This window comes from Nonomuraea sp. CA-218870, assembly GCF_050936535.1.
GTDB classification, from domain to species: domain Bacteria; phylum Actinomycetota; class Actinomycetes; order Streptosporangiales; family Streptosporangiaceae; genus Nonomuraea; species Nonomuraea corallina.
In genome coordinates, this window is record NZ_JBNJMN010000003.1 from 72,311 (window position 1) to 86,741 (window position 14,431).

Sequence of the window (14,431 nt, forward strand, 5' to 3'; positions counted from 1 at the left end):
ACCATGGTCAACGTCCTCGCGGCCACGCATCCTGAGGGCACCGTTCACGGCGAGGTCGGCGACACGACCGTGCCGCTGCGCTTCTCGGGTTCCCCCGAGGCGCTGTCGGAGGAGTACAAGGCGCTCCGCGAGCGCGCCGCGGCGCTCGACCTCGGCGGCCACGGGCTCATCGAGATCACCGGCCCCGACGCGATCGCGTTCGCGCAGCGGGTGCTCGCCCGCGACGTGGAGTACCTCACCTCGGACCGCTGCATGATGAGCCTCGTCCTGGACGCCGACGGGTCGATCGTGGACCAGGTGATCGCCTTCGGCCGGGAGGACGGGATCCTCCTGGAGAGCTCCTGCGGCGCCGGGACACGGCTGCTGCGGCACCTGCGCGAGCAGAACGACGAGGGCGTCGAGATCACCGACCGCACCGACCTGACGCTCATCGGGCTGGAGGGACCCTACGCCTGGGGCGTCGTCGGCCGGCTGATCGACGGGGAACTGGCCTCGCTGCCGTTCGAGTCCGTGGCCGAGGCGTCCTGGGACGGCGCGGACATCGTCTTCGCCAGGACGGGCTTCACCGGCGAGTACGGCTACCAGATGATCGTGCCCCGGCAGGAGGCGGCCCGCCTGTGGGAGCTGTGCCTGGCACACGCCCGCCCGTCCGGCCAGGAGGCCCTGGAACTGGCGATGCTGGAGGTCCGCCAGCCGATGCCGCGCCACGAGGCGTCCCCGGGCGCCTCGGTGATCGAGATCGGCGCCAACTGGCTGGTCGACATCACCAAGGAGGACTTCGTGGGGCGCGAGGCCGTGCTGGAGGCGTTCGAGTCGGGAGCCGGGCGGGCCACCATCGGCTTCACTTGCGTGACCGGCGTGCCCACCCCCGGCACCCGGCTCATGGCCGGTGATCAGGTCGTCGGCGAGGTGGTGCACGCGGTGCACAGCGTCGGGCTCGGCGCGACGCTCGGCCTGGCCCGCGTGGACCGCGACCTGGCCGCGGCCGGGCTCGGCCTCTCGGTGGGCGGCGTCGGGGCGACCACGCTGACCAGCCCCTACATCGTGCCCAAGAGCTGGAGCGTGCCGATCATCTGATCGGCCGGACCGCTTCTCGCAAAGGAGACAAGCATGGCGCTGCGGCCCGTCGTCGTCACCGGTCTGGGCATCATCTGCGCGATCGGCCGCGACCCCGCCGAGTTCTGGCTGCGGCTCAGCACCGGCAGCGGCGGCCTCACCGAGCTGCGGGACGAGGCGTACGCGGTCTTCGAGGCCAGGCACGCCGGCCAGGTGCCCGACGCCTGGATCGACGAGCAGACGCCCTCCGCCGACGCGGACCTCGACCGTACCGCCAGGCTGGCGCTGGTCGCCGCACGCCAGGCGATCGAGCAGGCGGGCGGGCAGGCGGGCGGGCAGGCGGGCGGGGTCGCCGCGAGCCCCGGGCGGTTCGGGATCATCCTCGGCAAGTGCCAGGCGACGCCCGGACCGGCGGGCCGCTACCAGCCCATGCACCGCACCGGCGACGTGGTGGCCGAGCGGCTGGGGCTGGGCGGGCCGCGCATCCTGGTCTCCACCGCGTGCGCCGCCGGCGGGAACGCGGTCGGACTCGCCAAGGACAAGATCCTCACCGGCGAGGCGGACGCCGTCCTGGCCGGAGGCGTGGACCCGCTGCTGTTCGGCACCTACGCCGGATTCGCCGGGCTGCAGGCGCTCAGCACCGGACCGTGCCGCCCCTACAGCCATTCCGACGGGCTCAACCTGGGCGAAGGGGCCGCCTTCCTGCTGCTGGAGCCGCTGGACCTGGCCCTGGCGCGGGGCGCGACGCCGCTGGCCGAGGTCGCGGGCTACGGCCTGTCGGCCGACGCCTACCACGCGACGGCGCCGGACCCCACGGGCAGGGGAGGGGCCGCCGCCATGCGCCGCGCGCTCGCCGACGCCGGGCTCTCACCGGACGACGTGCACTACGTCAGCGGCCACGGCACCGGGACCCCGGCCAACGACGCCATGGAGGCCAAGGTCATGCGGCTGGTGTTCGGCGAACGCGCCGGACAGGTGCCCACCAGCAGCATCAAGTCGTTCCTCGGCCACACGCTCGGGGCGGCGGGCGCGGTGGAGGCGGTGGCCGCGGTGCTGGCGCTGCGGCACGGCGTGGCGCCGCCCACGATCGGCTTCGACACCAGCACCAGCACCAGCACCAGCACCGACACCGGCACCGGCACCGACACCGGCACCGGCACCGGCGAGGCTCCGGGCCTGGACTTCGTGCCGAACGCGGCCCGGCCCATGGCCATGGAGACCGTCGTGTCCAACAACTACGCCTTCGGCGGCAACAACGTGTCCCTCGTGCTGACGCGCCCGGGTGGCCCTCGCACGTACGAGGACCTGCCGCCGCGAGAAGCGGTGATCACCGGGCTGGGACCGGTCACCGGCGCGGGCACGGGCATCGCCGAGGTGAGCGCCGCCATCACGGCCGGGCGGCGGGGAGCGGGCCGCACGCCGTCGCTGGACGGGCGGACGTACGCGCCGCGCTCGCTGTGGCGGCACATGAACCAGCTCTCCAGGATGGCCATCGCGGCCTCGCGGCTGGCCTGGGAGGACGCCGGGCTGAAGCTGCCCAGGAAGGCGCTGGACGAGGTCGGGCTGATCTTCGCGACCGGCGCGGGGTCGGCCGAGAGCACCGGCGGCTTCGACGAGAGCATAGCCCTCAACCCCAACAAGCCCGCCGTGCTCAGCTTCTCCAACGTGGTGCTGAACGCCACTGGCGGAGCCGTCTGCCAGACCCTGGGCCTGCGCGGGCCGACCACCACGATCTGCAACGGCGGAGCGTCGGCCTCGATCGCGCTCGACTGCGCCCTCGAGCTGATCCGGACGCGCAAGGCCGAGGTGGTCCTGGTGGTCGCGGCCGACGAACGGCCCGGCGAACGGCCCGACGAACGGCCCGGCGAGCGGTCAGATGAGCGGCCCGGTGAGCGGCTCGGTGGGTGGTCCGGTGGGCCGGGCGGGGAGTCCGGCGATCTGCCCGTCACTTACGTGCCGGGATCGGCGGCGGTGGCCTTCGTGGTCGAGTCGGCCGACCACTGCGCCGGGCGCGGCGGCCGAGCGTACGCGCGCGTGCTCGGCACGTCCCACGCCACCCACCACGCCACCCACCACGTCACCGGGGACACAGGGACGGTTCCCGGGCGAGCGGGGACGAGCGCGCGGGTCCAGGAGGACACGGCGGGTGAAGGCGCCCCGGCCTCCGCACAGGCCCGGTTCACCGAGCGGGCGGTGTCAGGCCGCGGCGTGTCGACGGTGCCGTCCACGAGGCCGGCGGCCGTCACCGCGCACGCGGGAGCCGTGGCCCGGAGCCTGGCCGGGTTGCCGGAGGCGGCGCCCGGCGTGGTGGTCTGCGCGGCGGCCGGCCTCCCGGAGGACCGGGAGGAGGCGGCGGCCGTGCTGGAGACGCTGGCGAACGGGACGCTCACCTCGTCCGCCGCCCTGATGGGCGACTGCCAGGCGGCCACCGGGGCCATGAACATCGTCCTCGGCGCGCTGGCCGTCCGCGACGGCCTCGTCCCTGCGCTCAGCGGGCCCAGCCATGTGACGGAACAGGGGCCGCCTGGGCCGGTGGAGCGGGTGGTCGCGCTCACCGCCGCTCCGGGCTCCGTGGCCGGCGCCGTCCTGCTGGGGGCGGTATGAACGTGCCGCCCTTCGACGTGGCCGAGACCGACCGGCTGCTGACGACCACGCGTTCCGTGCGCCGCCGGCTCGACCTGGACCGGCCGGTGCCGCCCGAGGTCGTACGGGAGGCGCTGGAGGTCGCCGTGCAGGCGCCCACGGCCAACAACCACCAGAACTGGCGCTGGCTGGTGATCACCGAACCGGCGGTCAAGGTGAAGCTGGCCGAGATGATCCGCTCGTCCTGGACGTTCCACCGCAACGACATCTGGACCAACGCGGGCCGCCGCCGCAACGACGCCGCGGCCAAGCGCACCTACGCCTCGGCGCTGGCGCTCACCGAGACGCTCGAGTCGGTTCCGGTGCTGGTCATCCCGTGCGTGCTCGGCCGCCCGCCGGACATCGCGGCGATCAACCAGGCGTGGCGGGAGCGGATGGCGGACAAGGTCCCGGAGGACCCCGGTCACCTGGTGCGGCACGGCGAGACCAGGGCCAGCATCTTCTACGGCTCGATCTTCCCGGCCATCTGGTCGTTCCAGCTCGCCCTGCGCAGCCGCGGCCTCGGCAGCACCATCACCTGCCTGCACGTCCCGCACGAGCGGGAGGTCGGGCGGCTGCTCGGCATCCCGTCGGGGGTCACGCAGGTGTGCATGATCCCGGTCGCCTACACCGTGGGAACCGGTTTTCGCCCGGCCGACCGCTACAGCGCGGAGGAACGCACCTACTGGGAGAGGTGGGGGAGTTGACACACGCGTCCGAGGACCCCGACGTCGTCATCGTGGGCGGCGGCATCGCGGGCGCCTCCGCGGCCTGCAAGCTGGTCGCGGGCGGCCTGTCCGTGGTGCTGCTGGAGAAGCAGGAGACCTACCGGGACCTGGTACGCGGCGAATGGCTGGCGCCGTGGGGCATCAGGGAGGCCCGCCGGCTCGGCGTCGAGGACTGCTTCTGGGCGGGCGGCGGCTGGGAGATCCGCGAATGGATGACGTGGGACGAGGCCGTCCCCGACGACGAGGTCGAGGCCGTGAACATGACCGGCTTCATCCCCGGCTTCGGCGGCCCGATGTCCTTCCCGCACCACACCGTGTGCGCGCTGATGACGGAGCAGGCCGTGGCCGGCGGCGCCCGCCTGGAGATGGCGGCCTCGAAGATCTCGGTGACGCCGGGCTCCCGCCCGGTCGTCGCCTTCGGCACCTCTCGCGGCCCGCGCGAGCTGCGCCCCCGGATCGTGCTCGGCGCGACCGGCCGGGGCTGCACGGTCGGCCGGCAGGTGGGCATCACGATGCGCAACTCCATGCACCACTGGGGCGGCGGCATGATGGTCGAGGGCATGACCGGCTGGCCGCCCGACGTGCAGGCCATGGGCACCGAGGGCGACGTCATGTTCATGGTGTTCCCGCAGGGTGACGGCCGGGCCCGCCTGTATCTCAACTTCCCCACCGTGAACAAGCACCGCTACCGGGGCCCCGGCGGCGTGGCCCGGTTCCTGGCCGCGTACGAGCTGACATGCCTGCCCGACCGGGGCAAGGCGGTGACCGAGGCGACGCCCGCCGGGCCGCTGTCGGTGTGGCCGTCGGTGTCCAGCGTCCCCGAGGGGCCGCCGCTGACCGAGGGCGTGGTGCTGATCGGCGACGAGGCCGGCAACGCGGACACCGTGCTCGGCACCGGGCTGTCGTGCGCGCTGCGCGACTCCAGGACGGTCTGCGACATCCTGCTCGCCTCCGCCGACTGGTCGCCCGCGGCGTTCGCGCCGTACGTCGAGGAGCGGGAGTTCCGGCTGGAACGGCTGGACTTCGGCGCCTCCATCATCAGCAGGCTGCACGTCGAGTTCGGCCCGGCGGCCGTCGAACGCAGGCGCCGCGTGCGCAGGCTGATGGCCAGGAACTTCGCCGCGCAGGTCACGGGACTGCTCAACATGGTCGCCCCCGAAGAGGTGCCCGAGTTCGGCTTCAGCGAGTTCTTCGCTGAGCGGTTGTTCAGGGAGACGGCATGATGGAGAAGAAGACGGTCCACGTCAACGGCGTCGACCTCGCCTACGTCGACGAGGGCGAGGGCGCCCCTGTCGTGCTGCTGCACGGCTTCCCCGATTCCTCCTACCTGTGGCGTAACCAGATCCCCGCGCTGGTCGAGGGCGGCTTCCGGGTCATCGCGCCCGACCTGCGGGGCTTCGGCGACTCCGGCAAGCCGCAGGAGGTCGAGGCGTACGGGATGCAGACGATCGTCAACGACGTCGTGGCGCTGACGATGAGCCTCGGGGTCAAGCGGCCCCATCTCGTCGGTCACGACTGGGGCGCGGCCATCGCCTGGATGTACGCCTTCCTCATGCCGCGCAGGCTCGACCATCTGGTGGCCCTGTCGGTCGGGCATCCCGGCGTCTTCGCCGCGCCGTCGATCGAGCAGCGGGCGGCCTCGTGGTACATGCTCTTCTACCAGTTCCCCGGCGTGAGCGAGGAACTGCTGCGCCGCAACGGCTGGCGGCTGTTCCGCGAGATCATGGGCCGTGACGGCGACCACGACCGCTACCTGCGCGACCTGGCCAGGCCGGGCGCGCTGACCGCCGGGCTCAACTGGTACCGGGCCAACCGTTCGCCCGCCTCCGAGCTGGAGACCGGCCGCCGCTTCCCGCCGGTGCTCGCGCCGACCCTGGGCATCTGGGGCGCGGGCGACAAGGCTCTGCTGGAGGAGGGCATGGCCGGGTCCGGCAAGTTCGTCAAGGGGCCGTGGCGCTACGAGCGGATCGAGGACGCCGGGCACTGGCTCCCTCTCGACGCCCCCGACCAGGTGAACAAGCTGCTGCTCGGCTTCCTCGGCACCGAGCGTCCCGCCCATGAGGAACGCCGGCCGCGACGCCGCCTGTGAGCGGAACCCCACCGCTGCTGCGAAAGGGATTCATGTCATGTTGGGCTATCTCTTCCCCGGCCAGGGCACCGTACGGGTCGGCATGGGCGCCTGGCTGCGCCGCAGGCCGGTGGCGCGCGACCGCCTGGACGAGATCGACGCGATGCTGTCGCGGCCGATCTCCCCGCTGTGCGCGCGCGGCCCGCTCGACCGGCTGGTGTCCACCGAGCACGCCCAGGTGGCGGTGACCGCCTGCAACCTCGCGGCCCTGGCCGTGCTGACGGAAGAGGGGTACGAGCCGGCGATCGTGGCCGGCCACAGCGTGGGCGAGCTGACCGCGCTGCACGCGGCGGGCGCGCTGACCCTGGCCGCGACCGTGCGCCTGGTGGAGACCCGCTCCCGCCTGATGGCCGAGGCGGGACGCGGCGAGGGACCGGCCGTCCGGGGCGGCATGCGGGCGGTGATGGGGCTGCCCGTCGAGCGGGTCGAGGAGCTGGCCGAGGCGGCGGCCGCGCCCGGTGAGCCCGCCGTGGTCGCGCTGGAGAACGCGCCGGGTCACGTGGTCGTGTCAGGCGCGGTCGCGGCTCTGGACCGGCTGGAGCGGCTCGCCGCCGACGCCACCAAGATCGTGCCGCTCAAGGTCGGGGACGCCTACCATTCGCCCCTCATGGCCGCCGCCGTCCCCGCCTGGGCCGCGGCGGTGGCGGTGGCGGAGATGCGCGAGCCCCGCGTCCCCGTCGTGCCGAACGTCAGCGGCGAGCCCACCACCGATCCCGGCACGCTGCGCCAGGCGCTGGTCGCCCAGCTCACCGGCAGGGTGCGGTGGACCCGTACGGTGGGCGCGATCGACGCGGTCGCGCCCGGTGTCGAAGTGGGCGACAGCAAGGTCCTGGCCGGGCTGTCGCGCCGGGCGGGGGCCCGTTGCCTGAGCCTGGCCGACCCCGCCACCCTGCGCCGCCTGGCCAGGGAGGTGGCCGCGTGAGGCGATGGGGCGGCGCGGTCGTCGGTCACGCCGGTTTCAGCCGGCCGGGGGAACTGCTCGGCGGAATGCGGCTGGAGGACGTCTACACGCCGGCCGAACGCGTGCGGTCGGCGGCGGGCCGCACGCTGGAGCACTGGGCCGGGCGGCTGGCGGGCAAGCGGGCGGTGGTGCGGCTGCTCGGCCTGCCGCCGCTCGCTCACCATCTCGGCCAGGTCGAGATCCTGCCGCTGCCCGCCCCGGACTGCCGGGCCGGCGCCGCCTGCCTGGACGGCCATCCGCCCGCCGTCCGGCTGACCGGTGAGCCGGCGCGCCGGGCCGGGCCGCACCGCGTCCGCGTCTCCATCAGCCACACCGCCACCCACGCCCTGGCCGTCGCCCTCTGCTCGGCCCCGCTCCCGGAGGACGCCCGGCCCGACGCCCTGACTGTAGGTGGCGAGTGGGAAGCGCGGCCGGCGATCCCTGTCCCGGGCGGGGCCGGCGGGCGGGGGGCGGGTCGTGGGTGAGACGGAGCTGCGCGCGGTCGTGGACGCGCATCTGGCGGCCTGGGAGTCGGGCGATCCGGCGGCGGTGGCGGCGACCGCCGCCTCCTACGCCGACCCCGACTCCGGCGGGGTGCTGACCGGGGACGCGCTGGCCGCGCACGCGGCCAGGATGCTCGCCTGTTTCACCGGCCCGCGCTTCCTGGTCGACCGGGTGACGGCCGGCGCCGGCGCGGCCACCGTCTCCTGGACGCTCCGGGCCGGGCACCGCGCCGCCTACCTGGGCATGCCCGCGACGAACGGCGCCGTCACCGTGTCCGGCGCCGACCTCGTGACCCTCGACCAGGACGGCGCGCACGTCCGCAGGACCTACGACCGGCTGGCGCTCGCCGAGTCGCTCGGCTACGCGGCCCGGTTCGTGCCCGCCGCCGACGACACCCGCGAGTACGGGCTGAGCGCCAGGGTCCCCACCGACCGCACCGACCGCCCCGGCGCGCTGGTGCTCACCTGGCTGCAGATCCGCGACGACGCCGAGGCCGCCGACGTGGACCTGCTCAGCGTCGAGATCGTCAAGTCGCTGCGGGCCACGCGCGGCTTCCTCGGCGCGACGACGTTCGACGCCGGCGACCGCAAGTTCACGCTGAGCGCCTTCGACCGGCCCGAGTCGCTCAGGACCGTGCACGCCCGTCCCCACCAGCGGGCCATGCGCCGCTTCTTCAGAAGCGGCCTGTGCGCCCGCGTCCACACCAGCGTCTGGTACGCCGCCTCCGCCCGCGACTACGCCCGCTGCCCCGGCTGCGCCGCGGTCGTCGCGGACGGCGCGGCGTGCGCCTGCGGCTGGACCCCGGAGCGAGCCGCCACCCTGTGACCCCCGACCCGTGTGACGTGACGACGCAAGTGACTGGAGCATCGATGACGGACTTCACCGCCGAGTACCGGCTAGGCGACAGCGCCGGGCCCGCCGTGGTGTTCATGTCCGCGCTGTTCGCGGGCGGCTGGATCTGGGACCACCCGTACGGCCAGCTGGAGCGGCGCGGCCGGTCCGTGCTGCGGACGAACGAGGCGATCTGCGCGCTCGACCGCCGGACGGCCGGCTCGATCGAGCGACTCGGCGACGCGCTGCTCCACGCCTGCGACGAGGCGGGGGCCGGGGAGATCATCCTGTGCGCGAACTCCCTCGGCGGCCTGGTCGCCATCGACCTGGCGGGCCGCCGGCCCGACCGGGTGCTCGGCATCGTGGTCAGCGGCGCCCCCGGCCTCACCGCCGACCCCGACGTCGGGCTCAGCTTCGACCGGCGGGGCAGCGTACGCCCGTTCGGCGACGAGTTCGGCGAGCGCATGGTGGCCGCGCTGTTCCACGGCGGGCGCAGCCTGTTCTCCGGCGAGCGCCTCGCGGAGGTCGGCGACATGCTCCGCCGGCCCGAGTCGATGGTGAGCATGGCCCGCAGCCTCAAGGCCACCCGCCGGTACCCGGTCAAGGCCGCGCTGGACCGGGTCGCCTGCCCGGCCCTGTACGTGTGGGGCAGGCACGACCGGATGACGCCTCCGGAACCCTGGCTGGAGGTGCTGCCCGCCTACCCGGACGCCGAGGTGCTGCTCGTGGAGGGCAGCGGCCACATCCCGATGGTCGAGCGCGCCGAGGAGTACACGGCCGCGCTGGAGCTGTTCGTGGCCCGCCGCTCCGGGGTGATGGCGTGAACGCCGCCGTGCTGGTGGGCGTGGACATCGTCGAGGAGGACCGGATCGTCCGGGCGGCGCGCCGGGGCGGTGACGTGTTCGCCCGCCGGGTGACCACTCCGGCCGAGCGTGGCCGGGAGCCGGGACCGGCGGCGTTCTCCGTCAAGGAGAGTCTGATCAAGGCCGTGGGCAGCCGTCCGCCGGGGTTCAGCTGGCACGACTTCGAGGCCGAGGCCCGGCCGCCGTCGGGCTGGAGCGCCGTCCTGCTGGAGGAGGCCGCCGGGGAACTGGCCGCCTCGACCGGGCTGCCGCTGACCGGCGGGGCCGCGTACCTCGTGCGCGGCGCGAGCCGCGGGGCGGCGCTGCGACGGCTGCGCCCCGGACCGGACCGGACCGACCCGGGGACCGTGGCGGGCGCCGCCCGGTGGGGCGCGGGTGACGGCCTGTTCGTATCGCTGGCGATCGTGTTCATGGACGGGAGCGTGTGATGGCTCGGGAGATGACGGTCCGGCCCGGCGAGTCGATCCAGCGCGCGCTGGACGAGGCGGGGCCGGGGGCGCGGATCAGCCTGGAAGCGGGCCGCTACCCGCAGAGCGTGTGGATCAGGCACCCCGGCGTGACCCTGACAGGGGCGGGCCCCGGCCGGACCGTGCTGGAGCCCGGCGCGGGGATCCCCGCTGAGGTGCCCCCGCTGCACGACGCCGCCGCCGACGTGGTCAGCGGCGTCACCGTGCACGGCGAGCGCGTCGGCGACGTGCGCGTGGAGAGCCTGTCCGTGCGCGGCTTCTCCGGGGCGGGAATCTACGCCCACACCGTCAGCGGCGTGACCGTGCGCGAGGTGGCCGCGGAGGACAACGCCGTCTGGGGCGTCTACCTGCGCGAGTCGAGCGGCTGCGTGGTGCGGGACTGCCGCGCCTCCGGCAGCCGGTACGGGGGCGTCGCCCTCAGCTTCTGTCCCCGCTCCGACGCGCTGATCACCGGGAACGAGAGCTTCGCCAACGCGTTCGGCGTCTTCGTCGACAACTCCTCGGGCGCGCGGGTGGTGCGCAACTCCTGCCACGGCAACGCGATCGGGATGCTGCTGCTCAACCAGGTCTACGAGGGCGAGCCTGAGGGCGGCGTACGCGACTGCCTGGTGATCGGGAACGACCTGCGCGCCAACAACCTGGCCGCGGGCGCCGAGCCCGACGGGCTCGGCGCGGCCGGACCGCCGATCTCCGGCGTCGGCCTCGCCCTGATCGGCACCCACCGGGTCAGCGTCGTCGACAACCGCATCCACGACAACCACCCCAGCGGGGAGTCCGTGATGGGCGCGGCGTTCGTCATCGGCTCCTCGAAGGAGTGGGGCGGCGACGACGCCCTGGACAACCACGTGCTGTGGAACCGGATCACCGGCAACAGCCCGCTCGACCACCAGCTCGGCGCCGACCTGGCGCGCCAGGTGTGCGCGGGCAACGTCGCCGACAAGGGCGACCCGCCAGGACTCACCGCCGCCGACGGCTGGAGGCCGCGATGACCGCGACGCTGACCTGCGAGGGCCTTCGCAAGAGGTACGGGGACGTGACGGCGGTCGAGGACGTCGGCTTCTCCATAGCGCCGGGCCAGGCGTACGGCCTGCTCGGCCCGAACGGCGCCGGCAAGACCACGACGATCTCCATCCTCGTCGGCCTGCTCCGTCCCGACGCGGGGGTCGTCCTGGTCGGCGGCACGGACCTGGCCGCCGACCCCAGGCGCGCCAAGGCCGCGATCGGCTACGTCCCGCAGGAGATCGCCCTGTACCCGGAGCTGACCGGCCGCGAGAACCTGCGCTTCTTCGGCAGGCTCTTCGGCCTGCCCCGGCGCGGGCTGGCCGCCCGGATCGAGGAGGTGCTCGACCTGATCGGCCTGACCGACCGGGCCGACGGCAGGCTCGACACGTACTCCGGAGGCATGCGGCGGCGGATCAACATCGGCGCGGCCCTCCTGCACCGCCCCGACGTGCTGATCCTGGACGAGCCCACCGTCGGGGTGGACCCGCAGAGCCGCAAGGCGATCCTGGACGGGCTGGAGCTCCTGGTACGGGACGGCATGTCCCTGCTGTACACCTCGCACTACATGGAGGAGGTCGAACGGATCTGCGACCGGGTCGCGATCATCGACCACGGCCGGATCATCGCCGAGGGCACCAGACGCGAGCTGATCGCCATGGTCGGCACGGCGGACAAGGTCGAGCTGGTGCTCGACGGCGACGTGCCGGCGGCCTTCGCCAAGCTCCGCGCCGTCGAGGGCGTCGTCGAGGCCGCCAGGACCGGGGACGGGTCCATACGACTGATCGCCGAGGGCGGCAGGTACCTGCTGCCCGCGCTGATCACCGCCGTGGAGGACAGCGCCACGGTCACCGCCACCCAGGTCATCGAACCCGACCTGGAGGCGACCTTCCTGCACCTCACCGGCGCCTCCCTGAGGGACTGACCATGTGGCGGGCGATTCTCACGGTGAGCGCGCTCGAACTGCGCACCCGGCTGCGCGACGGCACCGCGATCGTGATCGCGGTGATCGTCCCGGTCACGCTGGCCACCCTGTTCGGCCTGGCACTCGGCGGCGACGACCCGCCGCTGCGCGCCACCGTGGGGTTCGTGGACCTGGACGGCGGCGAGTTCCCCGCCTCGGTGCGGCGCGAGGTGCTCGCCTCGGAGGAGCTGAAGGGGTCCGTGACGCTGCGCGACCTGCCCGGCGAGGAGCAGGCGCGGCGGGCGCTGGAGGCGGGCGAGATCGGCTCGGCCATCGTGTTCCCCGCCGGGTTCAGCCGGAGCGTCGGGGCCGGGCGCGGCGGCGACGTCGCCGTGCTGACGTCCCCCGAGTCGCCGCTGGCCGGCGTGGTCGCGAGCGCCGTGGTGGACCGCATCTCGGCGGTGGTGGACGCCAGGACCCTGGCCGCGCGCGCCGTCCTGCGCGCGGGGGTGCCCGGGGACGAGGTCAAGGAGCTGGTGGAGCGCAACGGGGCCGCGGGGCCCGCGCTCACCCTGGCCGAGGACCCGCTCTCCGGCGGCAAGGTGGACCTGTCGGTCTACTACGGCTCGGGCATGGCGGCGCTGTTCGCCTTCTTCGTGGTGGGCGCCTCGTTCCGCGGCCTCCTCACCGAGCGCAAGCTGGGCACCCTCGACCGGATCAGGGCCGGCCCCGTCGCCGCGTGGGTGCCGGTCGCAGGCAAGGCCGCCGTCGGGTTCGGGCTGGGCGTGGTGAGCGTCTGCGTCTGCTGGGCCTCCTCCACCCTGATCTTCTCGACCACCTGGGGCGATCCGGTCGCGGTGTTCGCGGTGCTGGTCGCGCACGTGCTGGCCGCCGCCGCGATCACCATGCTGGTGGCCAGCCGGGTCCGGACCGACGCCCAGGCCGACGGCGCGATCATGGTCGTCTCGTTCGTGGCGGCGTTCTTCGGCGGCAGCCTCGTGCCGCTCTACGACCTGCCAGGGCCGCTGCGCACGGTGGCGCTGCTCACCCCGAACGGCTGGACCTCCACGGCGCTGACCGAGCTGGCCGGAGCGGGCGCGAGCGGCTCCGTCGCCGCGGTGGCCGGGCCCATCGGCGTGCTGTGCGCGATCACGCTGGCGGCCGGAGGGCTGGCCGTCGCCGGCTTCAGGAAGGGACTGCTGCTGTGAACCCGTTCCCCCGCGGCCGTCCCCGGCCGGTGACGGCGCTGGTCGCCGCCAACCTGCTGCGCCTCACCCGCGACCGGGTCGGCCTGTTCTTCATCGTGGTCATGCCGTTCGTGTCCATCGTCTTCGTCGGCATGGCGGTCGGCGGCGGCGCCACCGGCTCGGCCGGGCTGCCCGTCGGCGTCGTCGCCGACGCCGACGACCCGGTCGCCGCCGCCGTGCTGGCCGAGCTGCGCGGCCACCCGGACCTGGAGGTGGTTCCCGTGGACACCGCGGCCGGCCTGCGCTCCGGCGTACGCGAAGGGAGCCTGGCGGCGGGCCTGGTCATCCCGTACGGCTCGACCAGGCTGGAGCTCGTCCTGGCCCAGGCCAACGGCAGCGGGATGGCCGCCCGCGGTGCCGTGGACGTCTCGGTGGGCCGGGTCGCCGCGGTGCTGGAGGCCACCCGGGCGGCCAGGGCCGCGGGCGCCGGCGAGGCGCAGGCCGCGGAGTACGTGCGGCAGGCCCAGGCCGAGGGGGGCCGGGTCGCGGTGACCGACGTCGCCACCGGCGGCGGCGACCCGGGCGGCTTCGCCTACACCGCCCCGGCCAACCTGCTGCTGTTCACCTTCATCAACTCCATGGCGGTCGCCGCCGCCCTCGTGGAGAGCCGCCGGCTGGGCATGCTGCAGCGCGCGCTCACCGCTCCCGTACCCCGGCGGTCGGTGCTGTTCGGCGAGGTGGTCAGCAGGTTCCTGGTCGCCGCCGCCCAGGCTGTGCTGATCATGGTGGTGAGCTCGCTGGCCTTCGGCGTGTCGTGGGGCGACCCGTTCGCGGTGGCCGTCGTCGTGGGCGTGTTCGCGCTGGTCGCCACCGGCGCCGCGATCCTGGTCGGCACGCTGCTGCGCTCGCCCGACCAGGCGCCCGCGATCGGCCCGCCGCTCGGCGTGGTGCTGGGCATGCTGGGCGGGTGCCTGTGGCCGCGCGAGGCGTCCGGCGAGGTCATCAACGCCATCGGGCACGCCTTCCCGCACGCCTGGGGCATGGACGCGCTGCTCGCGCTGGCCCGGCCCGGCACGGGCCTCGGCGCGATCCTGCCCGAGGTGGCCGTGCTCACCGGGATGGCCGTCCTGCTCCTGGGCGGCTCCCTGATCGTGTTCGACCGGCGCACCCGGATCACCTGAGCGGGGGAGAGGGATGGTCAC

General features: G+C 74.4%; 14 protein-coding genes. All 14 read left to right on the top strand.

Features of this window, described 5'->3' with window-relative positions; genetic code table 11:
* The first annotated feature begins 3 nt into the window (after nt 1-3).
* Genes ACQEUU_RS35505 through ACQEUU_RS35570 form a run of 14 tightly spaced genes read left to right on the top strand, consistent with a single transcriptional unit; the run spans nt 4 to nt 14,410 of the window.
* Nucleotides 4-1,077 carry an aminomethyltransferase family protein gene (locus ACQEUU_RS35505; RefSeq protein ID WP_433074692.1) on the top strand — a complete coding sequence of 358 codons (1,074 nt, stop codon included), beginning with the start codon at nt 4-6 and terminating at the stop codon, nt 1,075-1,077.
* A 33-nt stretch (nt 1,078-1,110) separates the two neighbouring features.
* A complete protein-coding gene (locus ACQEUU_RS35510) occupies nt 1,111-3,660 on the top strand; it encodes a beta-ketoacyl synthase N-terminal-like domain-containing protein (protein ID WP_433074695.1) in 2,550 nt (849 codons plus the stop codon).
* Nucleotides 3,657-4,385 carry a nitroreductase family protein gene (locus ACQEUU_RS35515; protein WP_433074698.1) on the top strand — a complete coding sequence of 243 codons (729 nt, stop codon included), beginning with the start codon at nt 3,657-3,659 and terminating at the stop codon, nt 4,383-4,385. The genes ACQEUU_RS35510 and ACQEUU_RS35515 overlap by 4 nt, the downstream gene beginning before the upstream one ends.
* Nucleotides 4,382-5,629 carry an FAD-dependent oxidoreductase gene (locus ACQEUU_RS35520; protein ID WP_433074701.1) on the top strand — a complete coding sequence of 416 codons (1,248 nt, stop codon included), beginning with the start codon at nt 4,382-4,384 and terminating at the stop codon, nt 5,627-5,629. Before ACQEUU_RS35515 ends, ACQEUU_RS35520 begins: the two co-directional genes overlap by 4 nt.
* A complete protein-coding gene (locus ACQEUU_RS35525) occupies nt 5,626-6,495 on the top strand; it encodes an alpha/beta fold hydrolase (protein WP_433074704.1) in 870 nt (289 codons plus the stop codon). The genes ACQEUU_RS35520 and ACQEUU_RS35525 overlap by 4 nt, the downstream gene beginning before the upstream one ends.
* 37 nt (nt 6,496-6,532) lie before the next feature.
* A complete protein-coding gene (locus tag ACQEUU_RS35530) occupies nt 6,533-7,456 on the top strand; it encodes an ACP S-malonyltransferase (RefSeq protein ID WP_433074707.1) in 924 nt (307 codons plus the stop codon).
* Nucleotides 7,453-7,959: a phosphopantetheinyl transferase gene (locus ACQEUU_RS35535; RefSeq protein WP_433074709.1), complete on the top strand. Its 507-nt coding sequence runs from the start codon at nt 7,453-7,455 to the stop codon at nt 7,957-7,959. Before ACQEUU_RS35530 ends, ACQEUU_RS35535 begins: the two co-directional genes overlap by 4 nt.
* Nucleotides 7,952-8,803 (top strand): nuclear transport factor 2 family protein, encoded by an 852-nt coding sequence (locus ACQEUU_RS35540; RefSeq protein WP_433074712.1) that lies wholly within the window; start codon nt 7,952-7,954, stop codon nt 8,801-8,803. The genes ACQEUU_RS35535 and ACQEUU_RS35540 overlap by 8 nt, the downstream gene beginning before the upstream one ends.
* 44 nt (nt 8,804-8,847) lie before the next feature.
* Nucleotides 8,848-9,633 carry an alpha/beta fold hydrolase gene (locus ACQEUU_RS35545; RefSeq protein ID WP_433074715.1) on the top strand — a complete coding sequence of 262 codons (786 nt, stop codon included), beginning with the start codon at nt 8,848-8,850 and terminating at the stop codon, nt 9,631-9,633.
* A complete protein-coding gene (locus ACQEUU_RS35550) occupies nt 9,630-10,100 on the top strand; it encodes a 4'-phosphopantetheinyl transferase superfamily protein (RefSeq protein ID WP_433074718.1) in 471 nt (156 codons plus the stop codon). Before ACQEUU_RS35545 ends, ACQEUU_RS35550 begins: the two co-directional genes overlap by 4 nt.
* On the top strand, nt 10,100-11,128 hold the full coding sequence (locus tag ACQEUU_RS35555; RefSeq protein WP_433074721.1) for a right-handed parallel beta-helix repeat-containing protein: 1,029 nt from the start codon (nt 10,100-10,102) through the stop codon (nt 11,126-11,128). The genes ACQEUU_RS35550 and ACQEUU_RS35555 overlap by 1 nt, the downstream gene beginning before the upstream one ends.
* Nucleotides 11,125-12,063 carry an ABC transporter ATP-binding protein gene (locus ACQEUU_RS35560; RefSeq protein WP_433074724.1) on the top strand — a complete coding sequence of 313 codons (939 nt, stop codon included), beginning with the start codon at nt 11,125-11,127 and terminating at the stop codon, nt 12,061-12,063. Before ACQEUU_RS35555 ends, ACQEUU_RS35560 begins: the two co-directional genes overlap by 4 nt.
* A 2-nt stretch (nt 12,064-12,065) precedes the next feature.
* Nucleotides 12,066-13,250: an ABC transporter permease gene (locus ACQEUU_RS35565; protein ID WP_433074727.1), complete on the top strand. Its 1,185-nt coding sequence runs from the start codon at nt 12,066-12,068 to the stop codon at nt 13,248-13,250.
* The gene (locus ACQEUU_RS35570) at nt 13,247-14,410 is read left to right on the top strand and encodes an ABC transporter permease (protein ID WP_433074730.1); all 1,164 of its coding nucleotides are present in this window, start codon (nt 13,247-13,249) and stop codon (nt 14,408-14,410) included. Before ACQEUU_RS35565 ends, ACQEUU_RS35570 begins: the two co-directional genes overlap by 4 nt.
* The last annotated feature ends 21 nt before the right edge of the window (nt 14,411-14,431 follow it).

Excerpts from the sequence above, each read along its gene's own strand:
- ACQEUU_RS35505 (WP_433074692.1), top strand. The coding sequence starts at position 4 with ATGGTCAACGTCCTCGCGGCCACGCATCCTGAGGGCACCGTTCACGGC.
- ACQEUU_RS35510 (WP_433074695.1), top strand. The coding sequence starts at position 1,111 with ATGGCGCTGCGGCCCGTCGTCGTCACCGGTCTGGGCATCATCTGCGCG.
- ACQEUU_RS35515 (WP_433074698.1), top strand. The coding sequence starts at position 3,657 with ATGAACGTGCCGCCCTTCGACGTGGCCGAGACCGACCGGCTGCTGACG.
- ACQEUU_RS35525 (WP_433074704.1), top strand. The coding sequence starts at position 5,626 with ATGATGGAGAAGAAGACGGTCCACGTCAACGGCGTCGACCTCGCCTAC.
- ACQEUU_RS35530 (WP_433074707.1), top strand. The coding sequence starts at position 6,533 with ATGTTGGGCTATCTCTTCCCCGGCCAGGGCACCGTACGGGTCGGCATG.
- ACQEUU_RS35545 (WP_433074715.1), top strand. The coding sequence starts at position 8,848 with ATGACGGACTTCACCGCCGAGTACCGGCTAGGCGACAGCGCCGGGCCC.
- ACQEUU_RS35555 (WP_433074721.1), top strand. The coding sequence starts at position 10,100 with ATGGCTCGGGAGATGACGGTCCGGCCCGGCGAGTCGATCCAGCGCGCG.
- ACQEUU_RS35560 (WP_433074724.1), top strand. The coding sequence starts at position 11,125 with ATGACCGCGACGCTGACCTGCGAGGGCCTTCGCAAGAGGTACGGGGAC.
- ACQEUU_RS35565 (WP_433074727.1), top strand. The coding sequence starts at position 12,066 with ATGTGGCGGGCGATTCTCACGGTGAGCGCGCTCGAACTGCGCACCCGG.